The sequence below is a fragment of the Paenibacillus sp. HGF5 genome (assembly GCF_000204455.1).
Classification (GTDB): Bacteria; Bacillota; Bacilli; order Paenibacillales; family Paenibacillaceae; genus Paenibacillus_AQ; species Paenibacillus_AQ lautus_A.
This window is the reverse complement of the sequence record NZ_AEXS01000171.1, coordinates 18,804-35,925: the sequence shown is the minus strand read 5'-3', so window position 1 is coordinate 35,925 and position 17,122 is coordinate 18,804. Positions and strand designations below refer to the sequence as shown.

Annotated in this window: 11 protein-coding genes and 1 riboswitch; all 11 genes read left to right on the top strand. The window is 52.1% G+C overall.

Going from position 1 to position 17,122, the window contains the following annotated elements; translation table 11 throughout:
- Positions 1-29: 29 nt before the first annotated feature.
- The 11 genes from HMPREF9412_RS28610 to HMPREF9412_RS28550 all read left to right on the top strand — a co-directional run bounded on the left by HMPREF9412_RS28610 (position 30) and on the right by HMPREF9412_RS28550 (position 17,040).
- A complete protein-coding gene (locus tag HMPREF9412_RS28610; RefSeq protein WP_009595384.1) occupies positions 30-1,649 on the top strand; it encodes an extracellular solute-binding protein in 1,620 nt (539 codons plus the stop codon).
- A gap of 449 nt (positions 1,650-2,098) precedes the next feature.
- The gene (locus HMPREF9412_RS28600; protein ID WP_009595353.1) at positions 2,099-2,308 is read left to right on the top strand and encodes a hypothetical protein; all 210 of its coding nucleotides are present in this window, start codon (positions 2,099-2,101) and stop codon (positions 2,306-2,308) included.
- Positions 2,309-2,544: 236 nt separating this feature from the next.
- Positions 2,545-7,656 (top strand): choice-of-anchor I family protein, encoded by a 5,112-nt coding sequence (locus HMPREF9412_RS28595; RefSeq protein WP_009595365.1) that lies wholly within the window; start codon positions 2,545-2,547, stop codon positions 7,654-7,656.
- Positions 7,657-8,280: 624 nt separating this feature from the next.
- Positions 8,281-8,447, top strand: a riboswitch (FMN riboswitch).
- A 134-nt stretch (positions 8,448-8,581) separates the two neighbouring features.
- Positions 8,582-9,562 carry a DMT family transporter gene (locus tag HMPREF9412_RS28585; RefSeq protein ID WP_009595345.1) on the top strand — a complete coding sequence of 327 codons (981 nt, stop codon included), beginning with the start codon at positions 8,582-8,584 and terminating at the stop codon, positions 9,560-9,562.
- Between the two features lie 210 nt (positions 9,563-9,772).
- Positions 9,773-10,315 carry an RNA polymerase sigma factor gene (locus HMPREF9412_RS28580; RefSeq protein WP_009595393.1) on the top strand — a complete coding sequence of 181 codons (543 nt, stop codon included), beginning with the start codon at positions 9,773-9,775 and terminating at the stop codon, positions 10,313-10,315.
- A 61-nt stretch (positions 10,316-10,376) separates the two neighbouring features.
- Positions 10,377-11,378: a DUF4179 domain-containing protein gene (locus HMPREF9412_RS28575; protein ID WP_009595389.1), complete on the top strand. Its 1,002-nt coding sequence runs from the start codon at positions 10,377-10,379 to the stop codon at positions 11,376-11,378.
- A gap of 510 nt (positions 11,379-11,888) precedes the next feature.
- The gene (locus HMPREF9412_RS28570; protein WP_009595363.1) at positions 11,889-12,854 is read left to right on the top strand and encodes an ABC transporter permease; all 966 of its coding nucleotides are present in this window, start codon (positions 11,889-11,891) and stop codon (positions 12,852-12,854) included.
- Between the two features lie 13 nt (positions 12,855-12,867).
- Positions 12,868-13,740, top strand: a complete 873-nt coding sequence (locus tag HMPREF9412_RS28565; RefSeq protein WP_009595383.1) for a carbohydrate ABC transporter permease — start codon at positions 12,868-12,870, stop codon at positions 13,738-13,740.
- 47 nt (positions 13,741-13,787) lie between these two features.
- Positions 13,788-15,413, top strand: coding sequence for an ABC transporter substrate-binding protein (locus tag HMPREF9412_RS28560; protein ID WP_009595347.1), 1,626 nt, complete (start codon positions 13,788-13,790; stop codon positions 15,411-15,413).
- Between the two features lie 92 nt (positions 15,414-15,505).
- On the top strand, positions 15,506-16,306 hold the full coding sequence (locus tag HMPREF9412_RS28555; protein ID WP_009595378.1) for a Nif3-like dinuclear metal center hexameric protein: 801 nt from the start codon (positions 15,506-15,508) through the stop codon (positions 16,304-16,306).
- A gap of 59 nt (positions 16,307-16,365) precedes the next feature.
- Positions 16,366-17,040, top strand: a complete 675-nt coding sequence (locus HMPREF9412_RS28550; RefSeq protein WP_009595351.1) for a GntR family transcriptional regulator — start codon at positions 16,366-16,368, stop codon at positions 17,038-17,040.
- Positions 17,041-17,122: the final 82 nt, after the last annotated feature.

Here is a 17,122-nt window from a genome sequence, read left to right as displayed (position 1 = left end):
GGACAATCGATGAGGGGGATATGAAATTTATGGTGATGAAAAAATGGACTTCGCTTACATTGGCTGCCGTGCTGGCCGCCGGATTGCTGGCTGGTTGTGGAAGCAAGAGCGGGGAGGGCGCAGCCGATAAGGGCGAAACGCCGCAGGCAAATTTTAACGAGACCGGAATGCCGATTGTGAACGAGCCCCTCGACCTTACGTTTTTCACAGGGAAGTCGCCAACGAACGGAAGCAAATTCGAGGAAACCCTTGTATGGAAAACCTACCAAGAAATGTCGAATGTAAATGTGACCTGGAACCTCATTCCATTCGATACGCTGACCGAGAAGCGGAACTTGGCGCTTGCAGGCGGGGATTATCCGGATGTGTTCTATTCCGCAAGGGTCAGCTCCGCCGAATTGACCCGCTATGGGGAGCAAGGAGTATTTATACCGCTGAACGATCTGATCGATCAATATGCTCCGAATTTCAAAAAGCTGATGGATCAGTACCCGGATATTCGAAAAGGATTGACGATGCCGGACGGCAATATCTATTCCCTGCCTTCTTTTTATGATCCAGAACTGCTCTCCATGTTGATTGGCACCCCGATATGGATTAATCAGGAATGGCTCGATCAGCTCGGGATGAAAGAACCGCAGACGACCGAAGAATTCTATGCCTATTTGAAGGCGGTCAAGGAAACCGATCTGAACGGCAACGGACAGCATGACGAGATTCCTTTCTCCTCCACAGGCATTACCGGGATCATCGATCATTTGAAAGGCTCTTGGGGACTTGGCACGAGCGGACTTGGCCATAAATTGGTGGATGTCGATCCGGACACTGGGAAATTGCGCTTTACCAAGGCCTTGCCGGAGTACAAGGAAATGCTTCAATTCGTCAACAAGCTGCACCAGGAAGGGCTGCTCGATAAAGAGATCTTCACGATTGAAGGCGGCGCGTTGAATGCAAAAGGGCAGGAGGGCCTGCTCGGTGCCACGATCGTGCCGAATCCGGAGATGGTCATGGGACGTAAAGAATACATCGGGCTCGGGGCGCTTAAGGGACCGCACGGAGACCAGCTCTATTCCCACGTCAAAGTGCCGATGGTTCACGTAGGTGCATTTGCGATTACCGATAAGAACCCGAATCCGGAAGCCACGATCCGTTGGATGGATTATTTCTACGGGGATGAGGGAGCCCAATTCTATTTCATGGGTAAAGAAGGAGAGACTTACACGAAGAACACGGACGGTCAGTTGGAATATGTGAAAGAGATTACGGAGAATCCAAACGGATTAACGCAGGATCAGGCATTGGCCAAGAATTTCACTTGGCTTGGGGGCAGCTATCCGGGCTTTGTGCGGGAGAAATGGTTCAAAGCTTCGGAGACGCGTCCTAACGCCATGGCTGCTGCCGAAAAGGCAGAGCCGTATGCCGTGAAGGAGATCCTGTACAACTTTAACTTTACATTGGAGGAAACGGACGTCATGACCTCGATCGGTAAAGATATCGAGGATTACGTGAAGGAAATGGAAGCGAAATTCGTGAACGGCTCGGCCTCGTTCAGCCAATGGGAAGAGTATGTGAACACGCTCAACAAAATGGGTCTGGACCGGTACATGGAAGTTTACCAGGCCGCATATGAGCGCTATCAGGCGGAGTAAACGCAAGATATGTAAAGCGAGGGCGCGATTCGGGGAGATTCCCGGATCGCGTTTTTTTATTCAATTGGTGAAATCCCAAAAGGGGTGATAAGATCGAAGTAAGCTTATAACAAACAAACTAAGGGAAACGAACATGGAGGAGGAGAATCGCCGGGTGAGAATGGTGTTAACCGTATTAGGTGCCTTCAAGGGGCTTGCTCATTGGTTTTTGAAGCCGCGGCGAAGATATACTTCAAATAAGAAGGTCGAACGGATTGTGGACATCATTTTTAGAATCGTTTTACTTATATGGGCCTTCTTCATTCTTCAATGGTTCGTCGGGTTCATCTATGCGATCTTGAAGATTTTGTTCAGGATCCTGTTTCATGCATAAGAAACGTGTTCAACCGAAGACTTGCGTTATATATCCGACATACAAATCGATAGATAATGGAGGAGGATTGCAGCCAATGGAGCCAAAGACGACTTTCAGCGATATTCCCAAAGGGTTCGCGGCGTGGTTTTTTAAGCAGAGGCGCAGGTATACGTCAAACAAGAAGATCGAATGGATGGTTGAGCGGCTGTTCCAAGGTCTTCTTATCGTTTGGGGGATCATTCTCATTCGGTGGTTCATCCTGATCACGGTTGCAACGATGCGGCATTTCGGGGTTTTTGATTGAAGTGTGAGATGATCCGAGGCTGGCGCATGTTATAAGCAGGATTCCAGAATACATATGAAAGAAAAGAATAAGCAAGCCACCAGCTCGAATGCAGCTGCTGCTCTGGGAAGCCCGACTTGGAGGTCGGGGCTTTTTTTTGTTGCTTGGCAGCCATTTTACATAAACCGCGACTGATATTGAGCATCCGTTAACACTTCCTCCTTACACTTGAATGTAAATAAGGTAGAAGAGGGGATATGGAGTTGAAGCATAAAAGCATGAAAGTAGTCTCGCTGTTGATGGCAGCGGAAATCACGATGGCCTCTCTGTTTTCGGGGGGCAGCGTGTATGCTGGCGAGGGGCAGGAATTGCTCCAGACCGCCAGTATGGAGACGACATCACAAGATGCAGCCATAGCTGCCGTGGATTTGGGCATTACCGATATGATCTTTCCGGATGCATATGCGGATGAGCCGTATGCGGTCACCGTAGATGTATATGGCGGACAAGCGCCGTATACGTTCTCGGCGACAGGTTTACCGGCAGGCTTGACCCTCGCTTCTGATACGGGAGCCATTTCAGGTACGCCTGCGGCTGGGCAAGAGGGCGAGCATACGGTTGAGGTAACGGTGCAGGATAGTGCAGCCTTACCTGCTACGGCCCAATCGGTTGTGAAATTGCAAATTTTGGGCAAGCGTCCATCACCTGTGGCCGACAAGCTGGCCATGAAGATGATCGGACATTATTCCGTAGGTACTTCCAACAAGGATGGCGGCGTAGCGGAGATTGTAAAATACAACAAAGATAACGGGAAGCTCTATTTGGTTAACGGATCGACCCAGCCGGCCAGCCTCGAAATCGTGTCTCTAGGCGCCGATGGCAGCTTGGTTAAGGACAAGCAGATCCATGTAGAAGATTTGGCGAACACGGGCGGTTTCCTGTATGGAGATTTGACCAGCGTGGATATCAACACCAAGACGAAGCAGGTCGCGGTTGCCGTTCAGGAGCGGGATCATACGAAAGCCGGCAAGGTCCTGGTGCTCGACTATGACGGCGGATTGATCGGATCCTATGAAACCGGCGTCCAGCCGGATATGGTCAAGTACACGTCCGATGGCCGTTATATCCTGACGGCGGATGAAGGCGAGCCCCGCACGGAGACCGCCCCGGATCCGGAAGGAAGCATCACGATTATCGATGCTTTGGCTGGCGAAGTAAGCCATTTGAAGTTCGATGACCCGTCGATCATTGACGATCGGGTGCATATCCGCGGGAATGTGGAAGCGGACGGTCAAATTCGCAGCACCGGAACGAAAAACGATGCCGTCCATGATCTGGAGCCCGAATACATCGCATTGTCGGAGGACGAGCTGACAGCGTACGTGGCCCTGCAGGAAAACAATGCGATAGCCGTGGTCGATATCGCCTCGAAGCGAATTCAATCGGTCCGGGGACTCGGATATAAGGATTTCAATCAATCGGAGAATCAGCTCGATTTGCTGAAGGATGGACAAATCAAGTTTGAGAATGTTCCTTTTTACGGCATGTATATGCCGGACGGAATTGCGACCTACAGCGTGAACGGGCATCAGTATATCCTGTCCGCGAACGAAGGGGACGCTACCGGCTGGGATGACCGAAGCAACGAAAGCGACATCGGCAAAATGAAATCCAATCTGGATCCATCGTCGCCGGCAGCCCAATTCCTGGCTGGCAAAGGGACAACCTATGACAAGGTTGAAGTTGCGAGCGATATGGGCAATGAAGGGCTGTATCTGTACGGGGGGCGTTCCTTCTCCATCTGGAATGCGGCGGATTTATCCCAGGCATACGACAGCGGGAGTGATTTCGAGAAGATTACGGCCGAGCGCTTGCCGAATCATTTCAATGCAAGCAATGACAAAACCGATCTGGACAGCCGCAGCGCCAAGAAAGGCCCGGAGCCGGAATATGTTGCCGTGGGCAAGGTCGGACAGAAGACGCTGGCTTTTGTCGGACTGGAGCGCATTGGCGGCGTCATGACCTATGACGTAACGGATCCAGCCGCTCCGGCGTTCCTGAACTACTTCAACTCGCGGGATTTCAACGTAGGCATCCAATCGGATTCCGGACCGGAGGGACTGGACTTTATTCCGGCTTCGGACAGCCCAACAGGACGTCCGCTGCTGCTGGTTGCGAATGAAGTTAGCGGAACGGTGGTGCTGCTGGAGCTTCAGGTGACCAAAATTACGGTGGATAAGCCTTCGCTCACGTTGAAAACGGGCGGGTCCCCGGAACCATTGCAAGCAAACGTTGAGCCGGTTCAGGGCGGATCGGCCGAGCTGGCCTGGAGTTCCACCGACGAAACGGTAGCCGCCGTGGACCAGAACGGCCTGGTTACGCCGGTATCCGCAGGTCAAGCCGTGATTACCGTCCTGAGCAAGGATGGCTACGGTTCGGCGGAAGTGTCGGTTAACGTAACGGACGGTTCGCCGGATGGAGAACCGTGGAAGTTAACAGTGATGCATACCAACGATACCCATGCGCATCTGGCGGAAGTGGCCAGACGGGCTACGCTGGTTCATGAGATCCGCAGCGAAGGCGGAAACAGCCTGCTGCTGGATGCTGGGGACGTCTTTTCCGGCGATCTGTATTTCACCAAATGGTTTGGGCTGGCTGATCTGGCCTTCATGAACTATATGGGTTATGACGCGATGACGTTCGGTAATCATGAATTCGATCAAGGCACCAAGACGCTTGCTGATTTCGTGAGCAAGGCGCATTTCCCGCTCGTCAGCGCGAACGTGGATCTTAGCCGCGACGCTAACATTTCACATCTGATTAACAAGCCGGCGGTTATCGATGCCGATCAGCCCAAGACAACCGCAAATAGCGGGGTATACCCATACGTGACACTGCAGGTTGACGGCCAGAAGGTCGGGGTGTTCGGCTTAACGACCGAAGATACCGCGGAAACCTCCAGCCCTGGTAAAGACGTGGTCTTCCGTGACGCGGTGACCTCGGCTCAGGCTACCGTTGAGGCGATGGAGAAGGAGGGGCTAGACAAGATCATCGCCCTCTCCCACCTGGGGTACGCTAAAGATCTGGCGCTGGCCGAAGCCGTCGAAGGCATCGACCTCATCGTCGGAGGTCATACCCATACGACGCTAAACGCGCCGGAAGTGGTGACGGACAGTCAGCATCATACCCCTACCGTCATCGTTCAAGCGAATGAATGGGGCAAGTTCCTCGGCCGGGTAGATCTGCAGTTTGATAAAAACGGCGTTGTTCTCGTGGGAGACGGCGAACTTGGCGGGAAGCTGATTCCGGTAGACAACACGGTCCAGGAAGACACGCAAGCGAAGGACATGCTGGCTCCTTACAAAGCGGAATTGGAAGAACTGATGAAGCAGGTTATCGGCATTGCCGGAGTCGAGCTTGACGGCAAACGCGAGAATGTCCGCTCCAAGGAGACGAACCTGGGCAATCTGATTGCCGACGGCATGCTGGCTAAAGCCAAAGAGCTAAAAAACGCCGATATTGCCCTCACGAATGGCGGAGGCATCCGCGCCGCGATTGATGAAGGTGATATTACGATGGGCGAGCTGCGTACGGTGATGCCTTTCGGAAATACGCTGTTTGTTATGGACGTCACCGGACAGCAGCTGAAAGACGGGCTGGAAAACGGAATAAGCGGTGCCAAACTGGCGGATCTGCCAGGGAAGTTCCCGCAAATCGCCGGGATGAAATTCAAGTGGGATCCTAGCGCACCGGCAGGAGATAAAGTGTTCGACGTACAGATCATGAAGGACGGAAGCTACAAACCTCTGGTATTGACCGAATCGTACCGGATGGCAACGAACAGCTTTGTAGCCAAGGGCGGAGATGGATATAAATCCTTTGCCGATGCGATTGCCGAAGGGAAATACAACGAGGATCTGGGTTACCCGGATTATGAAATTTTCATGGAATATGTGAACAAGCTGGGCGGTAAGGTATCGCCGAAGGTCGAGGGCCGAATTACGGAGCAGAAGAAGCCGGCGAATCCTGGCGACGGCTCTTCTCCTGGATCAGGATCAGGCGGGTCGGGGGGCGGTTCCGTAATGCCGCCGACAACGCAGCCTAATCCTCCTGCTACTGGCGGAAATGCATCCGAGCCAAACGTGATGACAGGCAGCAATTTGAATATTAGTGCTGCTGCAAGCGGAACGATGGACCGCATTACGGTAAAGGAAGAGGCGTGGAAAAAGGCCGTGACCGGCTTGTCCTCGAACGGGCAGCAGGAACTGATTATTCGGGCTCCTGAATTGAACCGTGCCGCGGAGCTGTCGCTTCCGGCAGCAGGCTTGAAGCAGGCCATGGAACGGAATCCGAATGCAACCCTGGTGCTGGAGACCGCACTCGGAGCCATCCGTCTTCCGATAACGGCACTGCCTCTGGATGAAGCTCTGGAGCCTGCACAGGGGTCCGGCGGCATCCAGGTGAAGGTGTCGGTGGCTCCGGCAGCAGGCAAGGTAGCGGATGCTATGACAAGCAAGGCCTCTTCCATGGGCGCCTCGTTGGCAGCGAATGGAGGACTGCGGTTCGGCGCAGCGGTTGGAGCGCCTGGCGCAGAGCAGGAACTGAAGGATTTCGGGAAGCGCGTCATCAGCCGTATCATGCCGCTGCCGGCTGGGATGAACCCGGATTCGGTTGCTGCCGTCATTTATGACGAAGCTGCGGGTACTTTCCGGTTTGTACCGGCCGTAAGGACGACATGGAACGGTAAAGCAGCGATTGAAGTCAAGCATGCCGGAAACGGCGTTTATGCGCTGCTGCAGTACAAGAAGACGTTTGCGGATCTTGACGGCCACTGGGCGCAATCGGAAATCGAATCCATGGCTTCCAAGCTGCTCGTGAACGGAGTCAACGCGGACTCCTATGCACCGGGCAAGGCGATCACGCGAGCTGAATTTACGGCCATGCTCGTCCGTGCGATGGGGCTCAGCCCGGTCATCGAGAGCGGTGCATTCAAGGATGTTCAGGATCATTCCGCGTATGCCGGCGAGATCGGCGCAGCCTCGCGCTACGGCTTAATCGAGGGCGGAAACGGCGGTGCCTTCTCGCCGAATGCCAGCATGACCCGAGCGGAAATGGCTGTAATGATCACCCGGGCCATGGAGGCGGTGAATCCGGCAGACCTATCCAATCAGGGCGCGAATGCCGCTGCCGGATTCAAGGATCAGGCATCCATTCCGGTTTGGGCGGCCGCCCATGTGGCCAGTCTTACTAAGCAAGGCATCGTGCAGGGTGACAACCAAGGCAATTTCGGAGCACTCGATTCGGTCACACGAGCGCAAGCAGCACTTGTGCTGAAGCGTACTTTGGCAGCGTTGAAGTTTATGAACTGATCGAAGCAGGATAGCATTTCATGCGATTAGACCGTCCTTAAGGTGGATTGAAACCTTAAGGGCGGTCTTTTGGCGTACTCAGGCAGATGGCGACCGGTTAAAGTGAAGTGCTCAGGCTTCCGAGACCTTTAATAAGGGATGGAAATAACGACCTGATAACGATTGGATAAGGATGTGAGTTCATGCGCATTGAATCTGAATATACATATTGCAAGCAAAGTATTGCTGAGTGAGACGAAGCAATCGGAGGAAACAGCTGCAGAAAGTGCTTCTCGGTTGTTATCTAAGCCTCATGGGGGCGGAATGAGCCTTAATACCGAGGAAGCGCTGGGCCTGCTGAATCTTCAAGCAGGAGTGGCTGCTATTCAAGCCGGAAGTTATTTAAGATAGGCGCAAGGAAATGGTAAAAAATCATGCTGGTAACAAATTGATACTTGCTGTATAATTTTCAGTAAGTCTTGGTTGAACGTGAGATTTTTCATTGTGTTCATGTGTAATTTCGTTTATTTTGAAAATAGATGTATTTACATGAAAGGATTCATGTTATAATTTCAATACATCAACTAAGCTTATAGGAATTATCGGTCAATCGGTTTAATGGCAAGACCAAAATAAAACATGAATATGGATCTTCGGGGTAAGGTGAAATTCCTGACCGGCGGTGATGGCTCTGTTCCTTCGCGAACGAGCCTCAGCCCGCGACTCGCTGCGTTCAGTTTGCAACATGAATGAGCGACTGACTTGGTGCAATTCCAAGGCCGACGGTAAAGTCCGGATGGGAGAAGATCAAAGATGAGTTTGCCGTGAATGCGAAAAATTCCATTCGACGCAGGCTTATTTGATCAGCCCCCGTATATGTCGGCCATGCCGATGACGGGGGCTTTCTGCTAGTAAGACCTCCGTATTCAAGACAGGAGAGGGCAAGATGAGTAATATGAATACCGGGATCAAGGTGAAACCTTATGGTTCCGACGCACAGGCAAGTCGACGTTTTAAAGGAGGGTTCTGGCTCGTTGTTTTGGGGGCCGCCCTGTGGGGCGTTGACCCGTTATTTCGGGTTATTCTGCTCAAGAATCTGACTTCGGCTCAGATCGTTTTGCTTGAACATATCATTATTTCCTTGATTGCAATTCCTGTATTGTGGAAGAACCGGGAGGAACTAAAGAGCCTTGGCTGGAATCATGTCGGCGCGCTGCTGTTTATATCCTGGGGCGGTTCGGCACTGGCTACCGTATTGTTCACGATGGGGCTGTCGAGCGGCAATCTGAATGCCGTCCTGCTGCTGCAGAAGCTGCAGCCGCTGTTTGCCATCATTCTGGCCAGCCTGCTTCTGAAAGAGAAGCTTCCGCGCCATTTCGGGATACTGCTTATCATCGCCTTGGCAGGCACGTATCTGCTCACCTTCGGCTTAACCCTGCCGATCGGCCATTGGAACGAGTTTGTTCAAGTCGGGAGCCTCCTGTCCTTAGGCGCTGCAGCCTTATGGGGCGGCTCAACGGTCATGGGTCGCTTGATGGTAGGCAAACTGAAGTACGAGACGGTAACCTCGCTGCGGTTTGTGCTTGCGCTGCCGCTCCTGACCGTCATTACTTGGAGCGAAGGGGCAGCTTGGAATATGCCGGCATGGGGCACAGGCGCCTTTGCCTTGGTATCGCTGAACCTGATCGGTCAGGCACTGCTGCCGGGTCTCCTGAGCCTGCTGGTTTATTATAAAGGGTTAACCACGACCAAAGCCTCTGTGGCTACACTCGCGGAACTGAGTTTTCCCATGGTGGGCGTGCTGATTAACTGGATTGTATTCCAGCAAATCGTGACAGGGCCTCAGCTCCTTGGATTCCTGCTGATCTGGATCGTGCTGTTCATCATATCGAGACAGCAATCCGAGGCTTCTCCGCAATTGCAATAAAATCATACGTTTGTAGAACAAGCCGATCCGATGGGGTCGGCTTTTTTTGCCGTTACCCCAAGCAAAGCTGCTCCGATCGGTTTGCTTGGCGAAACGATTATTTTTTCAAAAGATGTGTAGGGTTTCCGGAATTAAAGGTGTCTTATATAGTAGCACGGGATCTGTGGCTTGGTTCTACCAAAAGAGATGATTATAAAGGGGGGAGGATCCATGGAGGATCAGACATTGCTGGATGGGCTTGCGAGGAAAGATCCGCGATGTTTTGAAACATTGGTTGACCGCTATTCACGCTACATAGCCGCTGTGGTCGCTAAGGTGGCAGGTGGGCGGTTTAATTCCTTCGATGTGGAGGAAATCACCGGGGACGTGCTGGTCAAGCTGTGGACAGACGGGCCCAAAATCATGCTGCGCGGAGATAGTCTCAAGCCTTATCTGGCCATAGCCGCGCGTAATCATACCTTGAATGCCTTGCGAAAGAGGCAGCGGGTCATTGAATCCGAATTGGAAGATGACGCCGTTTCTTGTCCCTCTGCGGAGGCACTGGCTATTCTACGGCAGGAGAAGGAAACGATAAGCGGCATGGTACAGGGGATGGGCGAACCGGATCGCGAAATATTCATCCGCAGGTATTTCTATTTAGAGAAAGTCCGCGATATTGCAAGCCGGCTGAATATGCAGGAGAAAGCCGTCACCGCCCGGATCCGCCGGGCAAGGGACAAACTGCGCATCCATTATGAAACGGAGAATCCGTAGGATTTCTATAAAGACCGTGTCTATAGGAGTGAAGCTTCAAATCGATTGCGAAAGGGGATGGATGCAAGTGAAGCGGCGAATTGTAGATATCATGGCCAATATCGACAATCAGGAGCTGGAGGACCTCCTGCTTACGGAGGAAGAGGAACGCGAGTTGACGCAGCAGATCAGTATGGAACGGATCAAGAACCGAGCGATGAACCGTATTCAAAAGGAGGAAACGATGGTGTTTAAAAACAGGAAAGTGAAAAAATATAAAGCCAGTATCGTTATCGCTGCCGCGATGATTATGATACTTAGCACGACCGCTTTTGCGAGCCAATACATGGATAGCTTGAAGCAATTTTTCGGTCAGTCCGCGTCCATTGCGGAAGACGAACGGTCACCCATACAAGGGACGGATACAGCGTCCGGGGTAACCATGAATGTTGAAGAAGGAGTTTATGTCGGCAACAGCGGTTATTTGGTGGTCAGTTTCATGAAAGAGGATGGCATGCCATTCCCTGAGGGTGTTTCGATCCCCCTACTTGAACTGAAAACGGAGCAGAATGTGAATTATATGGTGGGGCAGCAGCTTCTTGACGATAACAAAAAGCTTGTCGCCGTGTTTGAGATGGATGCGATGAATGACCTCGAGGGGCTGAAGGCACGGATCACAGCCGATCGAATCACGTCAGCGGACAACACCCAAGCCGTTGAGGGCCCTTGGAATGTGCAATTCACCATTTCTCCGGGCAAACAAAGAGAACAAAGTCTGAATCTGGCGCTTGATGAGGGTAAGGAAGCACTGTCTCTCCACACCATTAGTGTTTCATCCATCGGTGTAGCCATCGAAGGCAAGCGTACCGACGGTGAGCTGGATAAACTGCCGGAATATACGCCGGAGGTTAAGGTCATCGCCGCGGACGGATCAGAACTGAAGCTTCATGCCAGCTCGACAAGCACCACAAAGAGCGGATTTCAGTGGCTGTATAATCTGGACAGCAAGAATAACCTCGTATTTCTGGGGGATATGGACATTAAAAGCGTCAGCATTGACGGCAACGTGACGGAGCTGAAATAAATCTAGAGCAGACAAGGGGGAGAAGCGAAGAATTCTGCCCCTTATGCATGATGAATACCTAAGCAGAAAGGGATTCTTAAAACCGTGACGCAGCAGGCCATGGCCTGAATGCGCTCACGGCTTTTTTTTCAGGCTTGGGATCGGGATTGTATGCACGAGGAAAAAATGTATTGAAATTGAAGAAAACGTCCATTACAATAAAACCAACTACCATACTAGTTATACTAGTATACAAAATATCGACTCTCTACATAAGTAAAAGCAGCAGCGGAATCTTTTGAATCTAACGCTCAAGATGAGGGAGTCTATTTTTCAAACTAAACATGTAAGCGCTTAATTATGGGAGGGGCTGAATAAAAGGGTGGCGGACATCCTGCTGAACGCTGAATAGCAGCAAACGGAATACGATTTCTCATTGAAGGTTGAATGGAGATGGATGATGAAACATGGGCTTAGTCCATGAATGAAGACGTATGAGGAAAGGCCCTACGGATTGGAGTGAAGAACGTAATGGAGCCCAAAGTTGCAAATCATTCCTTGCCTGCCGCGAAAGCGGCTAAGAAGCCAGCCAAGCTTAAAACCATCGCTGCGTTGATCCGGAAGGATTGGCAGCTGTATTCTTTATTGGTTCTACCGATTATGTATCTGCTCATTTTTAAATACGGACCGATGATCGGCAACGTGATTGCCTTCAGGCGGTTTATGCCGGGGGGCAGCATCTACGGGGAAAAGTGGGTAGGACTGCACTATTTCAACATGTTTATCCATGACCCGGCGTTCTGGAACGTGTTCAAGAACACCCTGCTGCTCGGTGCGCTGTCCCTGCTCTTTACGTTCCCGGTACCCATTATCTTCGCGCTGCTGCTAAATGAGGTGAAGAGCAAGCGGTTCAAGAAATTCGTCCAGACGGCTTCGTATCTCCCGCATTTTCTGTCCATCGTCATCGTTGCCGGGATGATTCTGCAATTGACGTCGGTCAACGGCTCCATTAACTCGCTTATGGAGTTCTTTAATGGGGAACGAATCAATTTCATGCAGCGGGCCGAGTGGTTTCGGGCGATCTATATCTCGTCTGAAATCTGGCAGGGCATGGGCTGGGGCGCGATCCTGTATCTGGCCGCCTTAACGACAATAGACGAATCCCTGTACGAGGCGGCGAGGATCGACGGGGCCAACCGCTGGAAGCAAACGCTGTTTGTTACGATTCCGGGCATCCTGCCAACGATTGTGACGCTGCTGATCCTGAACATGGGGGCATTCTTAGCGGTAGGGTTCGAGAAAATATTGCTGCTCTACAATCCGGTCATTTATGAAACGGCGGACGTGATATCGACATACCTGTACCGGGTCGGTCTCGTATCGAACAACTTCAGTTACGCGACGGCGATCGGGCTGTTCGAGTCCGTGATCGGGCTTATATTGGTCTTCTCCGTGAATGCGATCTCGCGAAGACTGACGGATCGAAGCTTATGGTGAGGAGGGAGCGCATATGAAGGAGTCAAGATCCTATAAGGTGTTCAAAGTGTGCAATGCCATCATTCTGCTGTTCGTTGTCTTCATCACGCTGTACCCCTTCCTGAACGTGGTCGCTCAATCCTTCAGCGGCGAGTCGTACATCAACTCTGGGAAGGTGAATCTGATTCCGAGGGGCTTCAATCTCGATACCTACAAAACCGTGACCAAAGACGCCATGTTCTGGACGAATTACAAAAACACGATCGTTTACAGCGTGGTCGGCACCGCCATATCCATGTTTTTAACAACGATTTTTGCTTACGCCCTGTCCAAAAAAAGGCTGGTCGGCCGTAAGTTCCTGACGATGTTTGCCGTGTTCACGATGTTCTTCAACGGGGGGCTGATCCCGAACTATGTGCTCATTAACAGCCTGGGCTTCAGCAACTCCATCTGGGCCATCGTGATCCCGGGAGCCATCAGCATCTATAACATGCTCATCATGAAGTCCTTTTTTGAAAATATGCCGGAGGAACTGGAGGAAGCCGCGGCCATTGACGGACTGAACACGTACGGCATGCTGTTCCGAATCGTGCTGCCCTTAAGCAAAGCGGTCATCGCGACCATGGTTCTCTTCTATGCCGTCGGGCACTGGAACTCCTGGTTTCCGGCCTTCCTGTATCTGGACCAGAAGGAGCTCTTCCCGGTCACGATCTATCTGCGGAACATGATTGCGGGCGCGACGGGCGTTACTTCCGCTGGCGCCACCTCGGCCGATAACCTGACTCAGATCTCCGCCAACATCAAATCGGTGACCATGGTGCTGACCATTTTGCCAATATTGACGATTTACCCGTTTGTTCAGCGATATTTCGTGACCGGCATCATGCTGGGCTCCGTCAAGCAATAGGACCATCCGTAAGGACAATTTATTGATATCATGGGGGGAATGGGAAAATGAAAAAGAGTCGTCGATCGTTTGCAGGCAAAGCTTTATTGCTGTCATTAATCATTGTGATATTGGCGGCGTGTACCGACAAAACAGGCGGCAAAGAGGCTGAAATTCAGGATAAGGGTGCCATGGAAACCTACGCCGTAGGCGAAACGTTCAAGGCGACGGAGCCGTTTGAGCTGTCCATCCTCTACAGCGACCAGCCGGCGTATCCTTATAAGCAGGATTGGATGCTTTTTGCTAAACTAAAAGAAATGACAAACGTGACCTTGAAGCCGACAATCGTGCCGATGAGCGATTACAGCCAAAAGCGCAGTCTGCTGATCAGCTCCGGCGACGCGCCGCTGGTCATTCCGAAGACATACCCGGGGGAGGAATCCGCGTTCGTGGCTTCCGGCGCGATTCTGCCGATCAGCGATTATATTGACCTGATGCCGAACTTCAAGGACAAGATCGAGAAGTGGGACATGGACAGCGAGCTGGAAGGGCTTCGCCAGGAGGACAAAAAGTATTATGTGCTTCCTGGCCTCCATGAAGCGGTGTGGCCGGACTACACCCTGATCGTGCGCACGGATATTTTCGAGAAGCATAACATCGCGATTCCTGCCACCTGGGATGAGCTGTATACGGCCATGAAGCAGCTGAAGGAGGAATATCCGGACGTTACGCCATTCTCCGACCGCTTTAAATTCAACAGTACGCTGAATATCGCCGCTACCGGCTTCGGCACCAAAGGCGGATGGGGCTACGGCAGCGGGCTGACATATAGGGAAGAGCAGGATGAGTTTGTATACACGGCGGCTACGGACGAATACAAGGAAATGCTGACCTACTTCCACAAGCTGGTGGACGAAGGACTGCTGGACAAAGAGAGCTTTACCCAGGATGACGATCAGGCCGTGCAAAAATTCGTGACCGGCAAATCCTTCATCATCAACGGCAACTCCCAGACCGTGGTCCAGCACCGCAACGATATGGACAAAACGCTGGGCGAAGGCAAGTATGCCATCAGCAAAATCACGGTTCCCGGCGGACCGGCCGGCCAGCTGATGTCCGGCAGCCGACTCGAGAACGGGGTCATGATCTCATCCAAAGTGAAGGAGAGCGAGCATTTCAAAGCCATTCTGCAGTTTATCGACTGGCTCTATTACAGCGACGAAGGACAGGAATTCGCGAAGTGGGGCGTCGAAGGCGTAACGTATACGAAGGAAGGCGGCGTACGCAAGCTGATGGACGACATCAACTACAACGGACTGAATCCAAAGGGCACGAAGGATCTGCGGATCGAGCACGGCTTCTCGGGCGGCGTGTTTGCATACGGAGGCACGACCGAGCTGCTGCAATCCATGTTCAGCGAGGAAGAGCAGCAGTTCCAGAAGAGCATGAGCGAAACAAAAACGGTGGTGAAGCCGGAGCCTCCGATTCCATACTCGGTAGAAGAGCGCGAGCGAGTGACGCTCTTGAGCACGCCGCTGAAGGACTACACGGATCAGAACACGCTGAAGTTCATTCTGGGCGACCGCGATCTCGCCGAGTACGACAAGTTCGTGCAAGAGCTGGATAGCCAGGGCGTGGGGCAATACCTGGAGATTGCGAATAAAACGTATAAAAAATATAAAGAGCAACAATAACCGACGGATCGACAGGCTGCCGTTTCTTGATGGAAGGGCAGCCTGTTTTTCGGTTCGGCCGTTTGCGTTGTTCCAAAGGAGGGCATTCCAGATTGCGAGTCACCGTTCAAGACATCGTCAACCGCTTAACAGAGCCCGCAGGATTTCTTGAATCCATGGTGGACAGGGTTACGGCGGGAAGCGCCGAAGCGGTGGTCCACGGCATTGCCGTCACGTTTGCGGCATCGTATTCGGTTCTGCAGAGAGCGGTCGAAGTTGGGGCCAACCTTGTCATTACCCATGAAGGGGCGTTTTACAGCCATCAGGAGGAGGGATATGAGGGGGTGGAGGCGAGTCCTGTCTTTCAGGATAAACTCCGCTTGATGGAGTCCGGAGAGTTGACGATTTACCGGTTCCATGATGCGCCTCACCGATACGTTCCCGATATCATGACGCAAGGACTGGTTCAGGCGCTGGATTGGGAGGCTTATGTCGATAAGCATCTTCCGGCAGCGGCCATTGTCACGCTGCCGGAAGAGATGAGCCTGCCGGATATTGCGGAGTTTGTAAAAAGAAAGCTGAATCTTCCTTACCTTCGTTATGTCGGTAATCGAAGCAGCACATGCTTCAGAATCGGCATAACCGTGGGCTATCGCGGCGGCGGCGCGCATGCCATTCCCCTCTGCCTGAAGGAGTCGCTGGATCTTCTCATCGTAGGGGAAGGCCCTGAATGGGAGACGCCTGAATACATGGGCGATGCGGCGGCGCAGGGCAGGGGCCCGTCCCTGCTTCTGCTTGGCCATGCTGCTAGCGAGGAGCCCGGCATGGCCTGCGTGGCCGATAGGCTGCGGGAGTTTTTTCCGGCGATTCCTATACATTATATACCGTCCGGGCCTTTGATTCGGGTAATATAGAGGGAAGGGCAACTTTAAGCAAAGAGAACATAGAGCATTTAAGAAAGAGGTAGCGATATATGTCAACAGAGCAAAAGATTAAAGGCTCTACCAGAGAGTATTCTTATCAGCTATTGAAGGATCGGATATTTCATCTGGAGCTGGAGCCGGGTACGAAAATCTCGGAAAAAGAAATTGCGGATGAATTGAACGTCAGCCGGACACCGGTCCGGGAAGCGTTCATGAAGCTTGCGGAGGAAGAGCTGCTGGACATCATTCCGCAAAGCGGGACGATCGTATCCCGTATTAATCTTCGGCATGTTGAGGAAGGCCGATTTATCAGGGAGAAGATCGAGAAGGAAATCGTGGCGCTCGCCTGCGGTTCTTTTCCCGAAGAGTTCCGCTTCCGCCTGGAAACCAATATTGCGCTGCAGGACGTGTGCGCGGGCAACCATAACTTCTATAAGCTGTTTGAGCTGGACGAGGAATTCCACCAAATTCTGTTTGAGGGGACGGGCAAAGAACGGACCTGGAAGATGCTGCAGCAATTGAACATCCATTTCAATCGTCTGCGGCTGCTTCGCCTGTCCAAGGACTTCAACTGGGAGAATATCATCTCGCAGCATAAAGAAATGTATCAGCTGATCGTCAATCGGCAGGCGGAGCAAGCCATGAACGTGATGGAGCGTCATCTGCGCCTCGTCGTTGTGGAGCAGGATATTTTGCGAGAGAAGTATCCGCATTATTTCATCTAAGGGATCGATATACATTCATCATTCAAAAATAATGGCCCGCTGGGAGAGTCGCCTGGGAAGCGACCTGCCTTGCGGGCCATTT